Genomic DNA, 21,220 nt, shown 5'->3' with positions numbered 1-21,220 from the left:
GGTCGGGAGGCCGCAGATGGAGTTTCGGCAGTCGAGCAAGCTGAACGACGTGTGCTACGAGATCCGGGGTCCGGTGGTCGACCAGGCCAACGCCCTGGAGGAGGCCGGGCACAGCGTGCTGCGGCTGAACACCGGCAACCCGGCGCCGTTCGGCTTCGAGGCGCCCGAGGAGATCATCCAGGACATCATCCGCAACCTGCCCTCGGCGCACGGCTACAGCGACTCGCGCGGCATCCTGCCGGCCCGCCGCGCCGTGGTGCAGTACTACCAGCAGCGCGGGGTCCAGGGCGTCGGCGTCAACGACGTCTACCTCGGCAACGGCGTCTCCGAGCTGATCCAGATGGCGATCACCGCCCTGGTGGACGACGGCGACGAGGTGCTCGTCCCGATGCCGGACTACCCGCTGTGGACGGCCTCCGTCCGGCTGGCCGGCGGCAAGGCCGTGCACTACCTGTGCGACGAGGAGGCCGAGTGGTACCCGGACCTCGACGACATCGCCGCCAAGATCACCGCCCGCACCAAGGCGATCGTCGTCATCAACCCCAACAACCCGACCGGCGCGGTCTACCCGAAGGAGCTGCTGGAGGGGATCCTCGACCTGGCCCGCCGCCACCAGCTGATGGTGCTGGCCGACGAGATCTACGACAAGATCCTCTACGACGGCACCGAGCACCACTGCCTGGCCGCGCTCGCCGAGGACGTGCTCACCCTCACCTTCAACGGCCTGTCCAAGGCCTACCGGGTGGCCGGCTTCCGCAGCGGCTGGCTGGTCGTCTCCGGCCCCAAGCAGCACGCCACCGACTACCTGGAGGGCCTGACCATGCTCTCCGGCATGCGGCTGTGCCCCAACGTGCCCGCGCAGTACGCCGTCCAGGCCGCGCTCGGCGGCCACCAGTCGATCAACGACCTGGTCCTGCCGAGCGGCCGGCTCACCGAGCAGCGCGACATCGCGGTCAAGGCGCTCAACGAGATCCCCGGGGTCAGCTGCGTCAAGCCCAAGGGCGCGCTGTACGCCTTCGCCAAGCTCGACCCGGCGGTGCACCGGATCGTCGACGACGAGCGTTTCGTGCTGGACCTGCTGCTGCGCGAGAAGATCCACGTCGTCCAGGGCACCGGCTTCAACTGGCCCCGCCCGGACCACTTCCGCTTCGTCACCCTGCCGCGCGCCGACGACCTGGAGACGGCGATCAACCGGATCGGGCGCTTCCTGGCCACGTACCGGCAGGTCTGAGCCCGTACGCTCACGGACCATGACCGTTCTGCGCTCCGTCGTCCTGTTCGCCCTCGCGGCCGTCGCCGAGATCGGCGGCTGCTGGCTGGTCTGGCAGAGCGTGCGGGAGCAACGGCCGTGGTGGCTGGCCGGGTTGGGCGTGGTGGCGCTGGGCGTGTACGGCTTCGTGGCGGCGCGGCAGCCGGACGCCGAGTTCGGCCGGGTGCTGGCCGCCTACGGCGGGGTGTTCGTGGCCGGCTCGCTGCTGTGGGGCATGGCCGTGGACGGCTTCCGGCCGACCCGCTACGACGTGCTGGGCGCGCTGATCTGCCTGGCCGGGGTCGGCGTGATCATGTACGGGCCCCGGCGCTGAGGGCTTCGCTCCTCGACGCCGGGGCCCGGCAGGGGGGGGTTCGGGGACTACCAGCCCCAGCCGCCGCCCTGGCCGTCGTCGTCGCTGTTGGAGTCCCAGCCCTCGCCGACCTTGCGCAGGATCGTGTAGTGGTCGATCTGGGTGCCGTTCTCGGCCAGCGCGGTGACCTTCATGGACGACTTCTGGCCCAGGTGGGCCGGGGTGACGTCGACCTTGATGAAGGAGTAGCCGGTGTAGCGGACCCGCGACCACTGGATGGTCTCGGGGGTCTTCACCCGGCCCTTGCTCCAGTAGTAGCTCTGCACCTCGTCCTGGTGGTTCTCGTGGCCCTCGTAGGTGTCCGGGGTCGCGAAGTTGTACAGGCTGCGGCCGGCCGCGCCTGCGGTCACGTAGACCACGCCGTCCTTGACCGGCTCGATGGTGGCGCCGCTCGGCACCTGCTTCGAGACCTTGTTGCCGAGGATGGCGTCGGTGCGCTCGTAGATGTGGTTGTGGCCGTTGATGACCAGGTCCACCCGGTACTTCTCGAACAGCGGCACCCAGGCCTCGCGGACGCCGCCCTCGGAGGCGTGGGCGACGGTGGTGGAGAAGGCGCAGTGGTGGAAGAAGACCACGACGAAGTCGACGGTCTCGTCGTTGCGCAGGTCCTTGAGGGTGCGCTCCAGCCACTTGGTCTGCTTGTTCGCCGAGATGCCCAGGTTGGCCGGGATCTCGTAGGAGACGTCGTTGGCGTCCAGCGAGATGACGCCGACGTTCTTGTACCGGAAGGTGTAGACGCCGGGGACCTGGCGCGGGTCCGGGCCGTTGTCCGGCAGGAAGAAGCGGGCGTTCTCGCCGCCGTAGCCGTTCGGCGAGTACCAGGCCTCGATGTCGTGGTTGCCGTAGGCGACCATCCACGGGATGTCGGCGGCGACCGTCTCGGTCTGGACCAGGAAGTCGTCCCAGGTCTTGGCGTTGAAGACGGACTTGTCCGGGTCGGTTCCGGAACCGGCCGGGTCGGCGTAGCAGATGTCGCCGGCGTGCAGGTGGAAGGCCGGCTTCTGGGCCTTGATGATGTTGTCGTTGCCGGCCGCGTGGGCGCTGACGCCCTGGTCGCCGAAGGCGGTGAAGGTGAACGGCTCGTACACCTTGCCCCAGCGGTGGTCGCGGGAGGGCGCGGTGCGGAAGGTGTGCAGGGTGGAGATCTGCTGCTGCGAGGCCGGGTCGAAGCCCTCGTGGCCGACGCCGTAGTAGTAGGTGGTGTCGGGCTGGAGGTCCTCCAGCGCCACGTGCAGGTAGTACTGGTCCACCGGCTTGCCGGTCGGGGTCAGCGCCGGGGTGTGCAGCGCGCGGACCTCGGCCTGGATCTTGTGGCTCAGCTCCCACGGGTGCTTGCCGAAGCGCAGGAACGGCTTCTTGACCGGCGCCGGGACCTGCCAGGAGATGCGGAACTGGGTGTCCGGCTCGGCGCCGAACTGGAGGTGACGCCCGACCGGCGCGACCAGCGCACCGTCGATGCCGGCCGTCGTGGCACCCGTCAGGAGCTGGGGGCTCGCCGGGGCGGCGAAGGCCGGCGCGCTGCCCAGGGCACCGCCGACGGCGACCGCGCCCACGGTGACGGCACCGGCGCGCAGCATCCGGCGGCGGGAGAAACGGGCCCGCAGGTACTCGTGCTGCTCGGCCATGCTCATGCGGTCGGCAAGCTTGGCCGGCACGCCCATGTTGGGGATATCCATGCGCGGGACTCTGTCAGCGGCGCGTTGACCGCGCACGGACTTCCGGTGAACGGGGGTCAGCGCATCGGCCACTCGAACACCAACGTTCGACCATGGTTAGGTAAAGAGCATGTCCACATCGAAGTGATGTCGGATCATCGGCCCCGGCCGGGCGGGTGGTTCGGGGGACGGCGGCCCAGGACGGTGGCCCAGGAGGACCGCTCAGGAGGACGGTTCGTCCCAGAGGTTCGCCGACCGGTTGCCGGTGCCGTCGCAGGTGCGGCAGATCTCGTCCCGGTACGCCTGCTTGGCGCCGGTCGCGTCCACCCGGTAGCGCACGTACACCCCGGTGCCGTCGCAGAGGAAGCAGTTGCCGCCCCCTCCGCCCACCTCGGTGGTGCCGGTGCCCTGGCAGGTACGGCAGTTGAGGCCGGCGGTCCGGCCGGTGCCCGCGCAGATGCGGCAGACCGTCGTCATCGTCTTCCTCCCGTTGCGCGGAACGGCTCGACGCCACCGGTCATGGTAGTGGGCCGACCCCGGAGCCGTGCCGGGACGTCGATCTGACGGTCCGTCAGCACCTCGCGGTCCCCGCGGTCACTCCGGCAGGCCCTCGCGGACCCGACGGGAGACCGAGATCAGCTGGAGGTCGAGCAGCCCGGGCGGCTCGGCGACGCCGGGGCCGCCCGCCCGCACCCAGGCGGCGATGTCGTCGATCATCTCGTCCATCAGCACGAAGCCGAACCAGACCGGACGCGCCCCCGCCGCCCGCCCCTCGCTGGACGGGCCGACCACCACCACGTTGGACTGGGAGCAGACGTCCAGGCACTTCGACCCCCGGACCCGGCCCGCCGAGCCGACCGCCGTCCGCAGTCGCTCGAACTGGCCCGCGTGGTCCACCTCGGGGTGCTTGGTCAGGCTGCCGCAGCAGCAGTCGCGGCAGACGGTGACGGTCACCGGGGCACCGGTGCCCCGCTTGCCGTCGCGGTCGCGGTCACGGTCGCGCTCTCGGCGGCTCATCCCCGCTGGTCCCCCTCCTGGTCGGCGGCCCGGTTCGACGGCACGCTCTGCACCGGAACTGTACCTGTCAGCCCACCGGGCATCGAGACCGCCCGGGGCCCCGGGAGACCCGGAACACGCACCAGGTGAACCGAATTCCCTTCCCGCACGTATCGGCGGCAATTCCGAAACGCGGTGGAGCGGAATTCGAAATGGCACCCGGTGTCATCTGACGGGATTTCCGGAAATTCCGCCGTCACCTATGGACGGCCGCGAAACCTGGAAGTAACTTACCTGCGAGTAGTACGAGTAGTAGCTGTGGCCCGGCTCAGCACGACCCCCCACCCGTCGTTTCTCTCCCCCAGGAGGAACCGTGCTCCGCCCTGCCCGGAATTCCCGGCGACTCCGCAATTCCAGCGCCCTCGCGGCCGTCGCCGTCGGCGCCGCCCTCGCGCTCACCTCCACCACCGCCCAGGCGGCCACCCCCGCGCCGAAGCACTACGTGGCCCTCGGCGACTCCTACGCCGCCGGTGCCGGCGTCCCCGGCCAGTCGGCCGGCCTGTGCCTGCGCTCCGACCACAACTACGGCCACCTGGTCGCCGCCTCGCTCAAGGCGGGCGCGTACACCGACGTCACCTGCGCGGCCGCCAAGGTCAAGGCCATGACGCAGCCCCAGTACGACGCCTTCATCCGGGTCAACGACCCGCAGCTGGACTCGGTGACCGCCGACACCGACCTGGTCACCCTCGGGATCGGCGGCAACGACCTCGCCGCCAGCGACCTCGGCCTCGGCGAACTCGTCGCCACCTGCATCGCCGGCGCGGTCGTCAACCCGCTCGGCACGCCCTGCAAGGACGTCTACCACCACGGCTACTTCGACTGGCGGACGTGGTCCTGGCAGTACGGCAACGACGACCTGGCCGAGCGGATCACCGGCACCATCGCCCCCCAGATCGCCACCACCCTCCGGCAGATCCACGCCAAGGCCCCCAAGGCCCGGGTGCTGCTGGTCGGTTACCCGTCCGTGCTGCCCGCCGACGGCTCGACCTGCGTCCTGCGCCAACCGGTGACCCCCGGCGACGTGGAGTACATGCACGGCGTGCTCGACAAGCTGAACGCCGCCCTCAAGTCCACCGCGGCCGCCAACGGCGCGACGTACGTGGACACCGCGACGCCGACCCGCGGGCACGACGTCTGCTCGGACGACCGCTGGATCGAGGGCGCCCTGCCCGGCTCGCCCGCCGTACCGTTCCACCCCAACGCCACCGGCGAGAAGGTGATGGCGGACGCGGTGCTCGCCGCGCTCAAGTAATCCGCCCGTCCGTCGTGGAGAGCCACGAGGGGCCGGTGACCAGGGTCTGGTCACCGGCCCCTCGGACCGTCCTCGGCCCGTCTGCGGGCGGCGCGCTACTCGGCGTCGGCCGCGGAGCCCGCCGCCAGCCCCGCCGACCACTTCTCCTCGACCCGGCCGAACTTCCAGAACGCGATCGCCCCGGCCCAGGTCAGCACGAACAGGCCGACGATCGCGTAGCCGACGAAGTTGAGGTCCAGCCCGCCGATCCAGGCGATCGGCCCGCTGGTGATGTCCAGCTTCTCGCCGAGCAGGCCGATCAGCTCGACCAGGCCGATGACCAGCGCGACCAGCACCGACAGGCCGGTGACCGTCAGGTTGTAGTAGATCTTGCGGACCGGCTTGGAGAACGCCCACTCGTAGGCGAAGTTCATGAACGAGCCGTCGATGGTGTCCAGCAGGCTCATCCCGGCCGCGAACAGGATCGGCAGCGTCAGCAGCGCGTACCAGGGCAGCGAGAACGCCGCCGCGCCGCCGGCCAGCACCAGCAGGGACACCTCGGTCGCGGTGTCGAAGCCCAGGCCGAACAGCAGGCCCACCGGGTACATGTGCCAGGGCTTGGTGACCGCCCGGGTGACCTTGCCGAGGATCCGGTTCATCAGCCCGCGGCGCTCCAACTGGCGCTCCAGCTCCGCCTCGTCGTACTCGCCGACGCGCATCCGGCGGAACACCTTGAGGATGCCGTTGAAGGCGCCCAGGTTGATCAGGCCGAGCAGCAGCAGGAAGCTGCCGGAGACCGCGGTGCCGATCAGACCCGTCATCTTGTGCAGGGTCGAGTCGTCCGCCTGGACCTGGTCCGCGAGCGTGCGGATGCCGAAGGCCAGCAGCGCGCAGAGGCCGAAGACGATCGAGGAGTGCCCGAGCGAGAACCAGAAGCCGACCGACAGCGGCCGCTTGCCCTGGCCCATCAGCTTGCGGGTGGTGTTGTCGATCGCCGCGATGTGGTCCGCGTCGAAGGCGTGCCGCATCCCGAGGGTGTAGGCGGTCAGGCCCATGCCCGCGCCGAAGACCTGGCCGCCGACGTCGTAGTGCTCGGGCGCCACCAGCGCGAGCAGGGTGAACCAGCCGATGACGTGCAGCGCGAGGATGAAGCCGCCCATCCCGGCCAGCCGGATCCACTCCTCGCGGGTGAGCCGGTCGCGCCATCGGACGGCTGGGGCACCTGCCGGGGCGGCTGTGGCGGCGCTGGGCATCGTGTGGTCCTTCTTTCGGGCGGTCCGGACTCGGGCGGTCCGGAGAAAGCTGGGCCATCTTTCCCCCCTCCGGCGAGCAGTTGCAAGTCATGTGCAGATGCCGGACGGCGGCGAACCGAACCACGACGGCGCAGGCCAGGGGCGCGCGTCCGGCCGCCGCACGCCTGCGCAGCGTCACCACTGCGGGCCCCTCATCAGGAAATCGCCCGATTCCTCCCCTAGGGTCGGAGGGGCCGAGCCCGCCGCGCGACCCCCGAACGCGCCGCGGGCCGCTCGGCGCTCACCGGCCCGGGACCCCGATGGGAGCGGCCATGCCGTCGTACCCCTTCCACACCACCCGCGAGGACCTGCGCATCCCGCTGCCCGACGGCACGGAACTCGCCGCCCGACTCTGGCGCCCGGTCAGCGACGAGCCCGTCCCCGTCCTGCTGGAGTACTCGGCCGACCGCCTCGGCGACCGCACCGCCGCCGAGGACGCCCGCCGCCACCCCTGGTACGCGGGCCACGGCTACGCCGCCGTCCGGGTCGACACCCGCGGCCACGGCGACTCCGGCGGCCTGCCCGGCGAACCCGGCGGCGAGCAGGAACTCACCGACGGCGCCGCCGCCGTCGACTGGCTCGCCCGCCGCCCCTGGGCGAACGGCCGGGTCGGCCTGCTCGGCGTCGGCGCGGCCGGCACCACCGCGCTGCGCCTGGCCGCCCGGGCGCCCGAGACCGTCGGCGCGGCCGTCACCGCCTGCCCCGAGGGCGGCCACCGGCTCGGCGGCGCCGTCCTCGCCGCCGACCTGCACACCCGGCTCACCGCCCTGATCGCCGACGCCGCGCTCCCCCCGGACCCGCGCCGCCTCGGCGACGCCTGGCGGCCCGGCTGGCTGGCCCGGCTCGAATCCCTCGAACCCCCCGTCGACGCCTGGCTCGCCGCCGGGGACACCACCGTGCCGGTGTCCGTCCCGGTCCTCGCCGTGGCCGGCTGGGGCGACCCGTCCTGCTCCTTCGTGCTGCGCCTGCTCGCCGAGTCCCCCACCGCACGCGCCCTGCTCGGCCCCTGGCCGCACGGCCTGCCCGAGGCCGCCCTGCCCGAGACCCTGCGCTGGTGGGACCACTGGCTGCGCGGCGTCGACACCGGCGCCGTCAAGGAACCCGCCCTGCGCAGCTGGATCAGCACCCGCTGGACCGGCGAGGACGCCTGGCCCTCCCCCGACGTCCGGGAGATCCACTACGACCTCGACGGCCAGCTGCGCACCGCCGGCACCGCCTCCCACGACCGGTACGTCCCCGTCCGCTCCCCGCAGCACACCGGCCTCAACGCCGGCGCCTACGTCCCGCACGGCCGCCCCGCCGACCAGCCGCCGGACCAGCGCGAGGAGGACGGCCGCTCGGTCTGCTTCGACTCCCAGCCGCTGCCCGAACCCGTCGAGCTGCTCGGCGCGCCCACCGCCCGGCTGCGGCTGCGCTCCGGCGGCGGGCCCGCCCAGGTGGTCGCCCGGCTGTGCGCGGTCGGCCCCGACGGCACCTCCGCCCTGCTCACCCGCGGCGTGCTGACCGCCGCCGGCCCGGACGTCGAGGTCGAACTCGCGGCCTGCGCGGCCACCGTCCCGGCCGGGCACCGGCTGCGGCTCGCGCTCTCCTCCGTCTACTGGCCGTGGGTGTGGCCGAACGCGGACGACACCGGGTACGCCCTCGACCCGTCCCACTCCACCCTCGTCCTGCCCGTCCGCCACCTCGCCGCGGACGCCGGCGCCGCACCCGTCACCCTCGCGGCCCCCACCCTGCCCGACCCGCCGGACATCCACCTCACCGAACCGCTCACCGCCCGGCCCGAGCACGTCACCGTGCACGACATCGGCCGCCACGAGTGGCGCACCGAACTCTCCCCCGCCACCGACGGCACCCGCACCCACCCCGACGGCCTGGTCCGCGACGAGCACACCGTCACCGCCTACCGCATCCTCACCGGCGCCCCGCTCAGCGCCCAGGCCCGCACCGACCGCACCGTACGGCTGGAGCGGCCGGACATCGGCTGGGACGTGACCGTCCAGACCCGCACCCAACTGCGCTGCGACGCCGGGCACTTCCTCAGCGTGGTGCAACTGCGGGCGCTGGAGGCGGGGTCGGTGGTGTTCGCCCGGGAATGGCAGCACCGGGTGGCACGGGAGAGCTTCCCAAAGTAGTTCTTATACAATTGCCTTTCCTGTCTCCCCTGGCTTATAACTGGCCCATGAAAACCCTCGGCCTGATCGGCGGCATGAGCTGGGAATCCACCGCCGAGTACTACCGCACCCTCAACGAACTCACCCGCGACCGGCTCGGCGGCCTCCACTCCGCCCGACTGGTGCTCCACTCCGTCGACTTCGCCGACATCGAACGGCTCCAGGCGGCCGGGCGCTGGGAGGACGCCGGGGCGATCCTCGCCGACGCCGCCCGCGGCCTGGAGGCCGCCGGCGCCGACCTGCTGCTGATCTGCACCAACACCATGCACAAGGTCGCCGACCAGGTCGCCGAAGCCGTCTCCATCCCCCTGCTGCACCTCGCCGACGCCACCGCCGACGCCGTCCACGCGGCCGGCCTGCGCCGGGTCGGCCTGCTGGGCACGGCCTTCACCATGGAACAGGACTTCTACCGCGGCCGCCTGACCGCCAACGGCCTGGACGTCCTCGTCCCCGGGCCCGAATCCCGCGCCCTGGTCCACCGGGTGATCTACCAGGAACTCTGCCTCGGCCTCGTCCACGAGGAATCCCGCGCCGCCTACCGCCGCGTCATCGCCGACCTGGTCGCCGCCGGCGCCGAAGGCATCATCCTCGGCTGCACCGAGATCGAACTCCTCGTCCACCCCGAGGACAGCCCCGTCCCCCTCTTCCCCACCGCCCGCCTCCACGCCGAGGCCGCCGTCACCGCCGCCCTGGCCGACGAGCGGGCGTGATGCGCGACGCAACCCCGTACTGGAACACCAACGTGGCGCGGCACCCCGGGATCCTGCGGGCAGTGCCGCCCGAGTGCGGGGCCGCGCTCGATGTCGGGTGCGGGGACGGGCTGTTGGCGGCGAAGCTCGCGCCGCGGTGCGGGCGGGTGGTCGGGGTGGACAGCGACGGGGGGATGGTCGCGCGGGCGCGGGCCGCCCACGGTGACATCACCTTCCTGGAGGGGGACTTCCTCACCCTCGAACTGCCCACCGGCGGCTACGACTTCATCTGCTCGGTGACGGCCGTGCACCACATGGACTTCACGGCCGCGCTCACCAGGATGCGGGAACTGCTGCGCCCCGGCGGGGTGTTGGTGGTGGTCGGCCTGGCCAGGGAGGAGACGGCGGCGGACCGGGCCCGGTGGGTCGCGGCCGCGCCGCTCGTACGGGCCGTGAAGGCCCTGCGGCGGGCGTCCGGCCCGGAGGGCATGCCGACGGCCGCCCCCGCGATGAGCTACCGGGAGGTGCGGGAGACCGCCGGGCGGGTGCTGCCCGGGGTGCGCTACCGGTGGCACGTCCTGCGGCGCTACTCCCTGACCTGGCACAAGCCCTGAGGCCTCCGGGCCGGTCAGCGCTGGGCGGCCGCTGCGGCCAGCAGCGCGCCGGCCAGCAGCGGCGCGATCGGGACCACGGCGAATCCGAGCGTCCGGGCCCCGGAGACGTACCACCGGGTCGGCTTGAGGCCCAGCAGCGCCTGTGCCCAGGGGGAGACGTAGCCCGCACCGTGGCTGCGCACCGCGTCGGTGAGCAGGTGCATGTGCTTGTCGGCGACGGTGAGGATCACCCACCCGCCGGAGCGGTCGGCCACGGACACCAGCGTCGCCGAACCGGACGACTTCGACAGCGTCTCCCAGGCCCGTACGGTCGCGAGGTCGGTCAGGTCCACCTCCCGCGCACCCGACCAGGTACGGGCCCGGACGATGCCGCCGGCCACCCGCCAGCCCTTGCGCCGCGCGGTGCCCGCGTCCAGCAGGACCGCGAGCCCTATCGCGGCCACCAGCCCGGACACGATCGGCGCCCCTGAGTCCACGAAGGCCTGCCCGACCACCAGCGGCGGCAGGACGATCGCCAGCAGGAGGACGGCCCAGCCGACGGCGAAGAACGTACGCCGTCTTCGGACGGCAGCGGTGGAATCACTCACCGCGCGACCGTAGACCCGCCCACCGCTCGCGCACCATGCCGTTTCCCGGCAATCTCAGGCGGAGTTCCCCGCACCCCGAGCCTCCCCGGCGGGCGGGTCACCACCGGTGTCCGACCCGGCTTCCTGCCGCTCGGGCGCGGCCGTGGGCTCCACGGGGTTCTCCCCGCGCACCGTCCGCAGGACCTGGACGAGGCGCACTGCCTCGCTGAGGCCGAAGCGGTGCGCCAGCAGCAGGAAGGTGAGGAGCGGGACGGTGATCGCCGCCAGGGGCGCGGTGACGAAGGCGGGCAGACCGAGCATCCCGGTCGTGACGGCCAGGGAGACGGTGACCAGCAGCGCCGTCACGGCCGCCATCGCCAGCCGTCGCCCGTCGGCGCGGTCCGGCGACTCGGGGGCGCTCGTCGGCAGGTCCGGTGGCTGCCCGTGCTCCCTGAGCAGGTTGGTGAACTGTCCGTCGGCGACCTGTTCGGCGATCACCGCCGCCAGTTCGGCCAGTTTCCGGGTGGCCCGGTCCCGGTCCGGCAGCAGCTCGTCGGCGGTCCGTTCCAGGAGCGCGGCGACCTGCCGGGCATGGCCGAGCATGAGTTCCCGGGTGCTCGCCCGGGCGCCGTAGTCGTCGGCGGCCCGCCCCGCCGCATCGATCAGCGCCTGCCCCAGGGCCTGCGCCTTCACACTGAGCCCGGCGGCCTCCGCGTGGCCCGCCCCGGGCTCGTGCAGCCGGGCGCAGGCCCGCAGCACGAGCAGCGCCGGGAACACCGGCTTCTGGGCGGGTCGCACGGCAGTGGCCCGCACCGCGCCGTACACGGATGCGGCCGCGATGAACGCGGCCGCCCAGAGGGCGATCGTCTCCGCGACGTACACCTTCTCCTGGTGCGTCGGGCAGGGGCCGACTTCGCCGCCCGAGGTGGGGAGGTATCCCCCGGGCGTGCAGAGCCCCTTCATGCCCGAGAGGATGAACCCGACCAGCATCACGGCCAGGAACCCGACCGCGATGATCCGGAACACGAGCTCGCCGTCGCCCTGGCAAGCCAGTGCGCGGCGCAGCAGACCGACGTCGAGTCGTCTCCCCACGGCCGCCCGGAGGTCCTTCGCCGCAGTGGCCGTACGCCGGTCCACCGTCCGGTGGTGCAGGTGCGCGAGCGGATGCCACCAGGGCGGTGCCACGGGCGGCAGGGGCGGAGCGAGTGTCATGGCGCACAGCCTGCCGGTCGCCTACGACAGTCCGCCGGCCGGAGGCGATATCCGCTTGGGCCGGAACGGGCCCGCCGGGTACGGTTCGACGACGTTCGAGGAGGTGGTGCGCCGTGGTGCGAGCGATGCTGCTGCTGGACGTGGACGGGCCACTGAACCCCGATGCCGCGAAGCCGCACCGGCGGCCGGAGGGCTACCGGACCCACCGACTGCTGACCCCGCGCTGGGCGGCCCACGAGCGGCGGCGGCTCGCCCTGTGGGGGATGCCGCACAAGGCGCCGAAGCCGCTGCGGGTGTGGCTCAACCCTGAGCACGGGCCGGCCCTGGCGGCGCTGCCCTTCGAGCTGGTGTGGGCGACGACCTGGGAGGAGGAGGCCAACTCCTTCATCGGCCCGCTGCTGGGGCTGCCCGAACTGCCGTACATCGCCTGGTCCGAGCCGCGGCCGGAGCCGGCCGGCGGGGTGTTCTGGAAGACCCCGGAGATCGTCGCCTGGGCGCGGGGCCGCCCCTTCGCCTGGGTCGACGACAACATCACGGACGCGGACCGCGCCTGGGTCGCGGCCCACCACCCCGGCCCGGCGCTGCTGCACCACGTCGACCCGAAGGTCGGCCTGACGGCGGACGACTTCGGCCGGCTGGCGGCCTGGGCCGGCGGCGCCCCGGGTTGAGGCGCGGCGGGCGGCGCCTCGTACGATGCCGCCCATGCCCGGCTTCGAGGTTCTGCAGGACGTCTTCTGGGACGGCTCCGTCGACCACGGCGTTCAGCCGCCACTGACCGATCAGCTCGTCCACCAGGCCGAACTCACCCTGGGGGTGAGTCTCCCGGCCTCCCTGGTGGCACTGCTCCGGCTCCAGAACGGTGGACAGGTCACGGACGGCCTGTGCGCCTTCCCGACCTCGGCGCCGACCTCCTGGGCCTCGGACCACGTGCCCTTCGAGCACCTGATGGGGATCGGCCACCGCCCCGGGACGCTGTCCCTGCTCGACAGCGCCTACCTGGTCGGGGAGTGGGGCCTGCCGGCTCCGCTCGTGCTCCTCAGTGGCAGCGGCCCCTGCTGGATCGCCCTGGACTACCGGACGGGTCCGACCCCCACGGTCGGATGGTTCGACGCCGACTGCCGATCCGAACTCCCCCTGGCCGCGGACTTCCAGGAGTTCGTGGAGGGACTCACCGATCCCGAGGCATACGCCTGAACCGTGCCGCCTCGACAGGGCGGGGCGGTTCAGCCCTCGACGGCCGAGACGTACACCCCGTACGAGGTGGCGGCGCTGTGCTCGGCGAAACGTTCCTCCTGCATGGCCGTCACTGTCCGCACCACCAGGACGGCGAGGACGGCGGCGACCAGTTCGAGCGCGTCGGATGCGATCAGCCAGGCCACGCCCTGCTGGTACTGGTCCGGGTAGCGCGCCGTGTCGGTCGACTGGCTTCCCACCGCGTCCACCACGTTGAACAGGCAGAAGCTGACCCACCAGGCGTTGACGACCGTCGTCGGGAGCGGTGTCCGCACCCCGGACGCGTCCGGCCGGACACCGGCCTGCCAGATGTCGCAGGCGATCCGCCAGGGGAACCAGAGGAAGACCACGGGCGTGAACCAGCCGCCGACGGCCCAGCCGCGGCTGTGCCGGTGCCCGTGCGGGCTCAGCCACTCGGCGTTCACCCGCACCCGGTGGAACCAGCTGAGGAAGGCGACCGTCGATCCCATCAGGGCCAGGCTGTACAGCAGGTACGCCAGCATCTGGAGCCCGTACGAGGGGCCGAACGCGCTGCCGTCACCGAACTCGACGCCGCTCGGCAGGTCACCCGCCGCGCGGTACAGGAGGGAGTCGGCGACGAGCCGGAAGACGGTGAGCGCACCGCAGACGACGAGCAGGACGGTGGCGGCGGTGGCGAGCGATCTCGGCGACCGGTACGCGGCGGGCGAGGACATGGGTGAACGGCTCCAGGAGTGGACCAGCGTGACGGGGCACCACCTCGGCGCCCCGGCAGCTTCGTGCGCGAGTTACGTGCGCGAGCTATGTGCGCGGCCAGTATGACGGCACCCTCGGACAGGCCGGGCGGGTACGCAGGAAGTCGACCGGGCCGACTTCCTGTGCAGGCGAACTCAACCGGTGGACGGGGCGGGGCCGCCCGGCCGGTGGGCGACCGCGGCGAACATCGTCACGGAGAGGTGGAAGGCACGCCGCTCGGCCGCGGCCGTGAGTTCGGCGTACAGGTCGTCGCGCTGCGCCTCGGTGAGCAGCCCGCGGCCGACGGCCACCGTGGCGAGGCCGCGCAGGAGCGGCCAGGGGACGGTGTCGGGGTCGTGCAGCAGCACGTCGGCGCCGACGTGGTCGACGGTCAGACCGGCTGCCGAGAGCCAGCCCGTCAGGCGGCGTCCGGCCTCCGGGGTGGCGGAGTTGCCCAGGGTGACGCCGGTCAGCGCGGTCCGGGCCTCCGCGGCGGCCGGGTGGAGGAGGAGCGTGGACCAGTCGGTGTCCAGCAGCGCGACCCGCCCGCCCGGGCGCAGCACCCGCGCCATCTCGGCGACGGCCCCTGCCGGGTCGGTCAGGTGCTGGAGGACGCGCTCGCACCGGACCGCGTCCACCGCACCGTCGGGCAGCGGCAGGGCCAGCGCGTCACCGTCGAGGAACCGCGCCGCACTGCCCGCCTCGGCGGCGCGCCGCCCGGCGACGGCGCGCAGGCCGGGGTTCGGTTCGAGGCCGGTCGCGGTGCCGTCCGGGCCGACCGCCGCCGCGAGGACGAGGGTCTCCGAGCCCGTACCGGACCCGATGTCCAGCACCCGCTCACCGGGCCGCACGGCCAGCTGCTCGTGCGCCCACGCGCGCAGCCGCCGCACACCCGGGTTGGCGGCCTGCACGTCCAGCACCGCGACCAGCCGCTCGACGACCTCCGGGTCGGCGTCGGGCACGCGGAAGGCCGAGAAGGGCTGGTGGTCTGCCATGGCCGCCAGTGTAGGAGCGGAGACCGGTCGCTAAGGTGACCGACCGTGCGGGACACGGACTGGAACCAGGTGGGGCGGCGGCTGCGCACGCTGTACGAGAGGCGGGCGGGCTACGGCGCCGGGGCGGCCGAGGAGGCCCCGGCGCCACCGCTCACCCAGGCCCAGGTCGGCGCGGCGGAGCGCCAGTTCGGCATCACCTTCCCAGTCGACTACCGCGCGTTCCTGCTCCGGGTCAGCGCGGGCGGCCGCTTCCCCCGGGAGCTGCGGGAGGGGCCGGACGGCTGGCACTGGGCGGGCGACGAGTCCACCGAGCTGTCCCGCCTCGGCACGCCGTTCCCCGACCACGACTCCGCGCTGGCCGCGGCGGACGCCTTCTGGGACAACCCCCCGCGTGAAGAGGACCACCAGCGCCCCGAGGAGTGGCTCGCCGCCCGCACCGCCTGGACGGAGGCAGCAGAGGCGGCGGAACGCGACCGGGCCACCGGCGCCGTGTTCCTCCAGGGCCACGGCCACGGCTTCGCCGCCCTGCTCGTCGTCACCGGCCCGCACCGCAGCACCATGTGGTTCGACGGCCGCCCGACCTGCGACCGCCTCAGCCCGCTGCTGACCGACGAGGGCCGCCCGGCGAGCTTCGCCGAGTGGTACCTCGACTGGCTGGCCCGCGAGGAGCCACTGATCACCCCGGAACAACGGGAAGCCGAGCGCGGGCGGCGGACGGTCGGCAAGGAGACACCCATCTGGCTCCGCTGGTTCGACACCTGGGGCGAGGAGAACTGCGGACACTGAGGATTCGCATCGGGCCAACCCCTCTCGTGTGTAAGCTGGTTGTGTTGATGTGGCGACAGGCCCACGCACTCGGTCACCGGCGGCCGGGGTGGGCGAAGGGCTCCGGAGAGTCACCCACAGGCGTCACCCCTCTTCATCCGTACGCACAGACAGACGCACCTGTCTCTCCAGCCGCCGCCGGACGGCTCCGTGGGGGGATTGGAGTCTCATGTCCGCGTCGGACAATGTCACCCGTCTGGCCAGGCGCATCCAGAAGCTGAGCGGTCTGCCGCTCTGGCGGTCTCGTGAACTCGCCGGGCAGGTAAGGGTCTTCGTCAAACATCCGGTACCCGATGCCGTCACCCCGGCCCAACGGCGCTTCGAGGCCATGGTGGTGAGTGCGCTCGCCAACACGTTCCGCGATCGTCAGCGTGACGGGGCCGTACTGGGGGTCCTCTTCACCACGCACGACGGAGACGGGCTCACACTGCATCTCCACCCGGCGATGGCCGACGAGGCGGTGGGCCAACTGCTGGTCGGCCTGATGGCAACGCATCGCATGGTCGGGGGAGTCGCCGGCGTGCGATGGTCCGTCCGGAACGGACGGCTCGTGATCGAGAGCGCGATCCTCCCTGCCCGCATCACCCTGCTGCGAGCCGACGGTGCGCCGCTCGGGGTGCCCAGCGTGCTGCCGGACGAGTTCGTGGTGCCGGCCCACCGGGCCGAGGTCACCCGCGCCAACAAGTGGGACCACACCGGCGCCCCGGTCGTCCGCGATCTGCTGTGGAGCAGGCTCCTGCGTCGTCCGGCCCTACTGGACCGGGCGGCCCTCGCCCACGGAGTGGCCAACTGCTACACCCATGGCATGTCCGACCTGGTGATCGAATGGTGCTGCGGCGACAGTGTGGAGGCGGTCTTCGCCGCCATGCTGGCCCACGGCCTGGTCGACGGGCTCGATCCGGTGGGCGCCGCCGAGCTCTACAGCGCCTCGGCGACCGCCATGATCGGCGGTCGAACGGTCATCCTGAGGCGACACGGCCTCTGTGATGACGGGGACTCTCCCGATGCCCACGCGGCGGACCGGGCGGAGGCCGTCCGATGACCCCCACCGTCGCCCTGGCGGGCGCCCTGCTGTGCGGTGTGATGAGCGGAGCGATCCGCGCGTGGCGTGACGTCCTCGTGCTCCGTCGCCTGGAGCGCCTGATGACCGGTTGCACCGCCCGCCAGCGCGCCGAGGTGGCCCAGACCATCGCCGCGTCCTTCCGCCGCCCCGGCCGCCCCCAACTTCCCACTGCTACAAGGGAGGTAGACGAGGCCGACCAGTAGCCGCCCGGCGGGTCCGGCCGGGCGGCGCGGGTGGGGTGAGGCCAGGCCACCGGTTGGCGGTCTCGGGTGGGGGCGGGGTGGGAGTGGCGCCGTCCGGGCGGTGGGGCATCCGCAGGACGGCGACCGCGCCGAGGCCGACGACGGCGATGGCGATGGCGATGGCGATGGCGAGCATCAGGAGGGTGAGGAGGGTGCCCGCGGGGCATCGGCACGGGTCGAATCGATGGAGAAACCCGCACCCCCGGTGTCACCCTACGGACGGTGCTCCGGGATGACATTGTCGGGCTTGTCCAACCAGGCTGTCTGTCCGGCAGGGGTCACCGTGAGCCCGTACCTCTCGTACCCGGGGCGTCCGGTGGCCGTCCACTGGTTGTAGGCGGCCTCCACTTCGTCCCAGAGCCGCCGGGGCCCGGACTGCCGAACCTCGAACCGGGATTCCCCGGGCACGGAGTCCACGGTCGCCCAAGACGTCACGGCCGTGTCGAACAACCACCACGTCCAGCCACCGTCACCGAACTCGTGCCGCCGGTAGTACACGTCCGGCAGGGCGAGCGCGGTGGCGAACTGTGCCAACCAGTCGCCCCCGATGATCTCGGGGTCGAACTTGGTCCAGGACTGCCCGGAGCCGCCCGGCCAGTCGCCCGGAAGGTAGTCGTCCACCGAAGCAGCCTGGTAGCGCTGCTGGCGGAGCATCATGAACGTTGCCGACCGAGTGAACGGGCCGCTCGCCGTCCCGTCGTCGCCGACCGTGAGGCGCACGACTGCCCCGCCCCCGAACAATGGCGAAACGGGGCTGACGATCACACCGCCCGGCTTGGTCTGTGCGAGCCAGGCAGGCGGGATGTCCCGCAGGGACACGGTGGAGATGATCCGGTCATACGGCGCCCGGACACCCCATCCGAACGAGCCGTCCCCGCAGACGACTTCGGTGGTGTAGCCGGCGGAGCGGAGCGCCGTACGGGCTTGCGCGGTGACCTTCGCATCCACCTCGACCGTCGACACGTTCTCGGCGCCCAGGCGGTGGGACAGGAGCGCGGCGTTGTAGCCGGTGCCGGTCCCGATTTCGAGCACCCGATGCCCCGGGGCCGTGCCCAGGTCACCCAGCATCTCGACCACCATGGTCGGCATCGACGCCGACGACGTGGGCGTACTCCGGTCGGCTTCCGCGCCATCGTCCCACTGGGTGACGATCGGCACGTCGGCATAGGCCAAGTTCATCCACCGGTCGGGGTTCTCGGAACGGCTGCACTCCGTGTCGCCGCCGTTCTCGTCCGCCCAGATGGTTTCGGGAAGGAACTCGTGTCGCGGCACGGCCGCCACGGACGACACCCACTCCGCCGAGAGCGCCCCGGAGTTGACGAGCTTCGTCACCAGGGCCGCCCGCAGCGCTTCGGGGCTCCCGGGGGTCACGGCTTCTTGTGCTTCGGAGCGGGGTCGGGGTCCTTTCCGTCCTTCGACGGCTTCGGCCCGATGGCCCCACCGCCCGGCTTGGCGTGCCCGCCGCCCTTGCCGTCGCTGGGGCCGCCCTTGTTCTGGTCTCCCATGTCAGTTTCCTCTCTCGGTTCGGCTACTGGGGTTGATCAATGTGCCTGCCGTGGCAGGTTGGCGCCCCGTCCTGGCCGGTCTGACTCCGACTTTGTCAGGACGGGAGTTCATGAGCGGGGCGGACGCCCCAGGCGGTTCCTCTCGTACCGGTTTTCCACCGGCACCGGGCCCGCGCACGTGAACGACAGGTCGCTGGTCTCGGCGAAATGACCGTCCACCATCGGTTCTGTGCCTCTCGGAAGGAGCCGCCCGGCGGGTCCGGCCGGGCGGCGCGGGTGGAGTGAGGTCAGGCCACCGATTGGCGGTCGCGGGTGGGGGGCGGGATGGAAGTGGCGTCGTCCGGGCAGTGGGGCATCCGCAGGACGGCGACCGCGCCGAGGCCGACGACGGCGATGGCGAGGACCAGGAGGGTGAGCAGGGCCAGGCCGATCAGGAGTCGCACGGGGTGTCGTCCTCGGTCGCGTCGCAGTCGTAGTCGTGGGAGCGGAGGAGCGCGAGGAGGTTGACCACGGTGCTCGCCGGGGCGTTGCCGAAGCGGACGAGGACGCGGCCGTCCACCACGCTGTCGGTGGTCGCGGAGGGCCAGAGGAGACCGAACTTGCGGCCACGCTCGGCGAGTTCGACGAGCAGGTAGGCGATTTCGAGCTCGGTGTAGGTGCGCATCAGCGGGTGACCCGGCTCGATCGGGCGGTCGACGGCGCTCACGCGGCGGCGTCCAGCTCGAACCAGACGGACTTCCCGGTCCTGCGGGGCTCCGTGCCGAAGCGGTGGGTGAGCGAGCGCACGAGGTGCAGGCCCCGCCCGGAGAGGGCGAGCGGGTCGGAGTCCTCGCGCGGGGCGGGGAGGACCGGGCTCCCGTCGCTGACCGAGACGCGGAGGATGTCGCCGATGATGAGGACGACCACGACCGGCGCCGCACTACCGCCGTGGCGGTAGGCGTTGACGAAGAGTTCGAGCAGAGCGAGCTCGGCGTCGGCGACCAGGTCGGGCTTCCACCCGGCGCGCGAGGTGGCCTCGCGCAACTCCTCGCGCGGGGCCGACCAGTCAGGGGGGAGTTCGAGGGAGAACACGAAGGAACCTCCGCGGGGGCGAAATGGATCATTCATCGCCGCATACCGGCAGGCACGCCTCAGGCAACGGCGAGACCACAGGCCGCCGCACACACAGCGCACACGGCCAGCTACGCTCAGCATGGGGCCTATGTGATGCGCGACGCAACTCCTTCGCCAGAACTCGCATATATTCAAATCGAACCTGAATTCGGCGGTCAGGACTACCAGTTGTTGGTAGCGCTGGTGCCCTTCACACAGGCAGACTGGTCAACTGATAGCTCAGGAGGGGACAACATGGCAGTCTCGACCGTGCGCCGACGGAGGCTCGGCGGCATGCTGCGGAAGCTCCGTGAGGAACGGAAGCTCACCGCAGAGGTGGTCGCAGAGGCCACCGGCATGAGCCAGCCCAAGCTCACTCGGATCGAGACAGCTCACACCGCAGCCAAGATCGAGGACGTCAACAAACTCCTCGACTACTACGGATGCGACGACGAGGACTTCCGGGCAGGACTGATCGCCATCACCAAAGACGGCAGCAAGCGCGGATGGTGGCTGAGCTACCGGGATGTCCTTCACGCGACCGCCACGGATCTGATCCTGCTGGAATCGGACGCTTCGACCTTGAGGACCTACGAGCCGGCCTTCATTCCTGGACTCTTCCAAACTCCCGAGTACGCCAGGGTCGTCATCGATCGGCTTCGAACCGAGTCCGGCGGAACGGTCGAAGACATGGTTCAGGTCCGGATGGCACGGCAGTCGATCCTTACCCGGCCAAATCCGGTCCAGGTCTGGGCTGTCATCCATGAGACGGCACTGTGCGCGAACGCCAACCGTCCAGACATCATGTCGGCCCAGCTGGACAAGCTGATCTCGTTGAGTCGCCTGTCCAATGTCAACATCCAGGTCATGCCAGCAGGGGCCGCAGTTCACCCCGGAATGGCAGGTGCCTTTGCCCTGCTCGGCTTTCCCCAACGTGCGGACCTGGACGTCGTCCTCGCAGAAGGCTTGATCAGCAGCCTGTGGGTTGAGCACCCAACCGACGTGGAGATCTACCGAGCGAAGTTTCAGGAGATCACGGCTGAGGCCCTGCCGGTCGACTCATCGCTCGATTTCATCACCGCACAGAGAGACAAAGTCAAGTGACCTACTACTACCCCGACGCTTCTGCCACCGGGCTCGCCTTCCGGAAGTCAAGCTACAGCGGGGGGAACGATAACTGCGTTGAGTTCGCGTTTCTTCCCGAGTCGGTAGCGGTCCGCGACAGCAAGGATCCTTCCGGCCCTGCCCTGGCCTTCGACCGCGCGGCGCACGAGGCCTTCCTCAAGGCCATCTCCGCTGGGGAGTTCGAGTTCGGCCTCCTCTGAGCGCCAATGATGAGCGGTGGGGGCCCGACTGCAGAGCGCAGGACCCGACGACAGACATAGACCCAGCCCTAAACAGACAAAAACCGTCCGAGAGTAAACGACCGCACCGCGCCCGGCG

Annotated in this window: 26 protein-coding genes; 13 read left to right on the top strand and 13 right to left on the bottom strand. The window is 71.7% G+C overall.

Annotated features, from left to right (window positions below):
- The first annotated feature begins 16 nt into the window (after positions 1-16).
- Together ACFC1T_RS19815 and ACFC1T_RS19810 are read left to right on the top strand one after the other, a co-directional pair.
- On the top strand, positions 17-1,231 hold the full coding sequence (locus tag ACFC1T_RS19815) for a pyridoxal phosphate-dependent aminotransferase (protein ID WP_375890264.1): 1,215 nt from the start codon (positions 17-19) through the stop codon (positions 1,229-1,231).
- Between the two features lie 19 nt (positions 1,232-1,250).
- Complete coding sequence (locus tag ACFC1T_RS19810; protein ID WP_375890263.1) at positions 1,251-1,583, top strand: YnfA family protein; 333 nt, start codon at positions 1,251-1,253, stop codon at positions 1,581-1,583.
- Between the two features lie 47 nt (positions 1,584-1,630).
- Here the strand turns inward: ACFC1T_RS19810 and ACFC1T_RS19805 are convergent, their stop codons facing one another.
- The 3 genes from ACFC1T_RS19805 to ACFC1T_RS19795 all read right to left on the bottom strand — a co-directional run bounded on the left by ACFC1T_RS19805 (position 1,631) and on the right by ACFC1T_RS19795 (position 4,294).
- Positions 1,631-3,298 (bottom strand): fibronectin type III domain-containing protein, encoded by a 1,668-nt coding sequence (locus ACFC1T_RS19805; protein WP_375890261.1) that lies wholly within the window; start codon positions 3,296-3,298, stop codon positions 1,631-1,633.
- Between the two features lie 201 nt (positions 3,299-3,499).
- Entirely contained in the window at positions 3,500-3,754 is a 255-nt protein-coding gene (locus ACFC1T_RS19800) for a hypothetical protein (RefSeq protein WP_350510191.1), read from the bottom strand.
- 117 nt (positions 3,755-3,871) lie between these two features.
- Entirely contained in the window at positions 3,872-4,294 is a 423-nt protein-coding gene (locus ACFC1T_RS19795) for a (2Fe-2S) ferredoxin domain-containing protein (protein WP_375890259.1), read from the bottom strand.
- A 352-nt stretch (positions 4,295-4,646) separates the two neighbouring features.
- Here ACFC1T_RS19795 and ACFC1T_RS19790 point away from each other — a divergent pair, with 352 nt between their 5' ends.
- Positions 4,647-5,585, top strand: a complete 939-nt coding sequence (locus ACFC1T_RS19790) for an SGNH/GDSL hydrolase family protein (protein ID WP_375890257.1) — start codon at positions 4,647-4,649, stop codon at positions 5,583-5,585.
- Positions 5,586-5,680: 95 nt separating this feature from the next.
- On the opposite strand, the gene ACFC1T_RS19785 is transcribed toward ACFC1T_RS19790, so the two are convergent.
- Positions 5,681-6,817: a HoxN/HupN/NixA family nickel/cobalt transporter gene (locus tag ACFC1T_RS19785; RefSeq protein ID WP_375890255.1), complete on the bottom strand. Its 1,137-nt coding sequence runs from the start codon at positions 6,815-6,817 to the stop codon at positions 5,681-5,683.
- 311 nt (positions 6,818-7,128) lie between these two features.
- Here ACFC1T_RS19785 and ACFC1T_RS19780 point away from each other — a divergent pair, with 311 nt between their 5' ends.
- The 3 genes from ACFC1T_RS19780 to ACFC1T_RS19770 are packed head-to-tail and all read left to right on the top strand — an operon-like array spanning position 7,129 to position 10,330.
- Positions 7,129-8,988, top strand: a complete 1,860-nt coding sequence (locus tag ACFC1T_RS19780; RefSeq protein ID WP_375890253.1) for a CocE/NonD family hydrolase — start codon at positions 7,129-7,131, stop codon at positions 8,986-8,988.
- Between the two features lie 47 nt (positions 8,989-9,035).
- A complete protein-coding gene (locus ACFC1T_RS19775) occupies positions 9,036-9,737 on the top strand; it encodes an aspartate/glutamate racemase family protein (protein WP_375890251.1) in 702 nt (233 codons plus the stop codon).
- Positions 9,737-10,330, top strand: a complete 594-nt coding sequence (locus ACFC1T_RS19770; RefSeq protein ID WP_375890249.1) for a class I SAM-dependent methyltransferase — start codon at positions 9,737-9,739, stop codon at positions 10,328-10,330. The genes ACFC1T_RS19775 and ACFC1T_RS19770 overlap by 1 nt, the downstream gene beginning before the upstream one ends.
- Before the next feature lie 14 nt (positions 10,331-10,344).
- Here ACFC1T_RS19770 and ACFC1T_RS19765 read toward each other — a convergent pair whose 3' ends face one another.
- Positions 10,345-10,917, bottom strand: a complete 573-nt coding sequence (locus ACFC1T_RS19765) for a hypothetical protein (protein WP_375890247.1) — start codon at positions 10,915-10,917, stop codon at positions 10,345-10,347.
- A gap of 54 nt (positions 10,918-10,971) precedes the next feature.
- Positions 10,972-12,108 carry a hypothetical protein gene (locus ACFC1T_RS19760; RefSeq protein WP_375890245.1) on the bottom strand — a complete coding sequence of 379 codons (1,137 nt, stop codon included), beginning with the start codon at positions 12,106-12,108 and terminating at the stop codon, positions 10,972-10,974.
- Positions 12,109-12,233: 125 nt separating this feature from the next.
- Here ACFC1T_RS19760 and ACFC1T_RS19755 point away from each other — a divergent pair, with 125 nt between their 5' ends.
- Together ACFC1T_RS19755 and ACFC1T_RS19750 are read left to right on the top strand one after the other, a co-directional pair.
- Positions 12,234-12,776 carry an HAD domain-containing protein gene (locus ACFC1T_RS19755; RefSeq protein ID WP_375890291.1) on the top strand — a complete coding sequence of 181 codons (543 nt, stop codon included), beginning with the start codon at positions 12,234-12,236 and terminating at the stop codon, positions 12,774-12,776.
- Positions 12,777-12,810: 34 nt separating this feature from the next.
- The gene (locus ACFC1T_RS19750) at positions 12,811-13,302 is read left to right on the top strand and encodes an SMI1/KNR4 family protein (protein ID WP_375890243.1); all 492 of its coding nucleotides are present in this window, start codon (positions 12,811-12,813) and stop codon (positions 13,300-13,302) included.
- 29 nt (positions 13,303-13,331) lie between these two features.
- Here the strand turns inward: ACFC1T_RS19750 and ACFC1T_RS19745 are convergent, their stop codons facing one another.
- On the bottom strand, positions 13,332-14,036 hold the full coding sequence (locus tag ACFC1T_RS19745; protein WP_375890241.1) for a DUF4328 domain-containing protein: 705 nt from the start codon (positions 14,034-14,036) through the stop codon (positions 13,332-13,334).
- Positions 14,037-14,210: 174 nt separating this feature from the next.
- On the bottom strand, positions 14,211-15,050 hold the full coding sequence (locus ACFC1T_RS19740) for a methyltransferase domain-containing protein (RefSeq protein ID WP_375890239.1): 840 nt from the start codon (positions 15,048-15,050) through the stop codon (positions 14,211-14,213).
- Positions 15,051-15,095: 45 nt separating this feature from the next.
- Here ACFC1T_RS19740 and ACFC1T_RS19735 point away from each other — a divergent pair, with 45 nt between their 5' ends.
- The 3 genes from ACFC1T_RS19735 (at position 15,096) to ACFC1T_RS19725 (ending at position 17,141) form a co-directional block, all read left to right on the top strand.
- The gene (locus ACFC1T_RS19735) at positions 15,096-15,836 is read left to right on the top strand and encodes an SMI1/KNR4 family protein (RefSeq protein ID WP_375890237.1); all 741 of its coding nucleotides are present in this window, start codon (positions 15,096-15,098) and stop codon (positions 15,834-15,836) included.
- A 208-nt stretch (positions 15,837-16,044) separates the two neighbouring features.
- Entirely contained in the window at positions 16,045-16,917 is an 873-nt protein-coding gene (locus ACFC1T_RS19730) for a hypothetical protein (protein WP_375890235.1), read from the top strand.
- Positions 16,914-17,141 carry a hypothetical protein gene (locus ACFC1T_RS19725; protein WP_375890233.1) on the top strand — a complete coding sequence of 76 codons (228 nt, stop codon included), beginning with the start codon at positions 16,914-16,916 and terminating at the stop codon, positions 17,139-17,141. Before ACFC1T_RS19730 ends, ACFC1T_RS19725 begins: the two co-directional genes overlap by 4 nt.
- Positions 17,142-17,393: 252 nt before the next feature.
- Here the strand turns inward: ACFC1T_RS19725 and ACFC1T_RS19720 are convergent, their stop codons facing one another.
- From ACFC1T_RS19720 to ACFC1T_RS19700, 5 genes are all read right to left on the bottom strand, one after another.
- The gene (locus ACFC1T_RS19720) at positions 17,394-18,512 is read right to left on the bottom strand and encodes a methyltransferase domain-containing protein (RefSeq protein WP_375890231.1); all 1,119 of its coding nucleotides are present in this window, start codon (positions 18,510-18,512) and stop codon (positions 17,394-17,396) included.
- A 35-nt stretch (positions 18,513-18,547) separates the two neighbouring features.
- Entirely contained in the window at positions 18,548-18,685 is a 138-nt protein-coding gene (locus ACFC1T_RS19715) for a hypothetical protein (RefSeq protein WP_375890229.1), read from the bottom strand.
- Positions 18,686-18,972: 287 nt separating this feature from the next.
- On the bottom strand, positions 18,973-19,128 hold the full coding sequence (locus ACFC1T_RS19710; RefSeq protein ID WP_375890227.1) for a hypothetical protein: 156 nt from the start codon (positions 19,126-19,128) through the stop codon (positions 18,973-18,975).
- Positions 19,116-19,391 (bottom strand): hypothetical protein, encoded by a 276-nt coding sequence (locus ACFC1T_RS19705; protein WP_375890225.1) that lies wholly within the window; start codon positions 19,389-19,391, stop codon positions 19,116-19,118. Before ACFC1T_RS19705 ends, ACFC1T_RS19710 begins: the two co-directional genes overlap by 13 nt.
- Positions 19,388-19,756, bottom strand: a complete 369-nt coding sequence (locus ACFC1T_RS19700; protein WP_375890224.1) for an ATP-binding protein — start codon at positions 19,754-19,756, stop codon at positions 19,388-19,390. Before ACFC1T_RS19700 ends, ACFC1T_RS19705 begins: the two co-directional genes overlap by 4 nt.
- A 276-nt stretch (positions 19,757-20,032) precedes the next feature.
- Between ACFC1T_RS19700 and ACFC1T_RS19695 the strand changes: the two genes are divergently transcribed.
- Entirely contained in the window at positions 20,033-20,881 is an 849-nt protein-coding gene (locus ACFC1T_RS19695) for a helix-turn-helix transcriptional regulator (protein ID WP_375890222.1), read from the top strand.
- Complete coding sequence (locus tag ACFC1T_RS19690) at positions 20,878-21,102, top strand: DUF397 domain-containing protein (RefSeq protein ID WP_375890220.1); 225 nt, start codon at positions 20,878-20,880, stop codon at positions 21,100-21,102. Before ACFC1T_RS19695 ends, ACFC1T_RS19690 begins: the two co-directional genes overlap by 4 nt.
- Positions 21,103-21,220 lie beyond the last annotated feature (118 nt).

This window comes from Kitasatospora sp. NPDC056076 (assembly GCF_042266305.1).
Taxonomy (GTDB): Bacteria; Actinomycetota; Actinomycetes; order Streptomycetales; family Streptomycetaceae; genus Kitasatospora.
The sequence above is the reverse complement of the archived record's forward strand: the minus strand, read 5'-3'. Positions and strand labels throughout refer to the sequence as shown.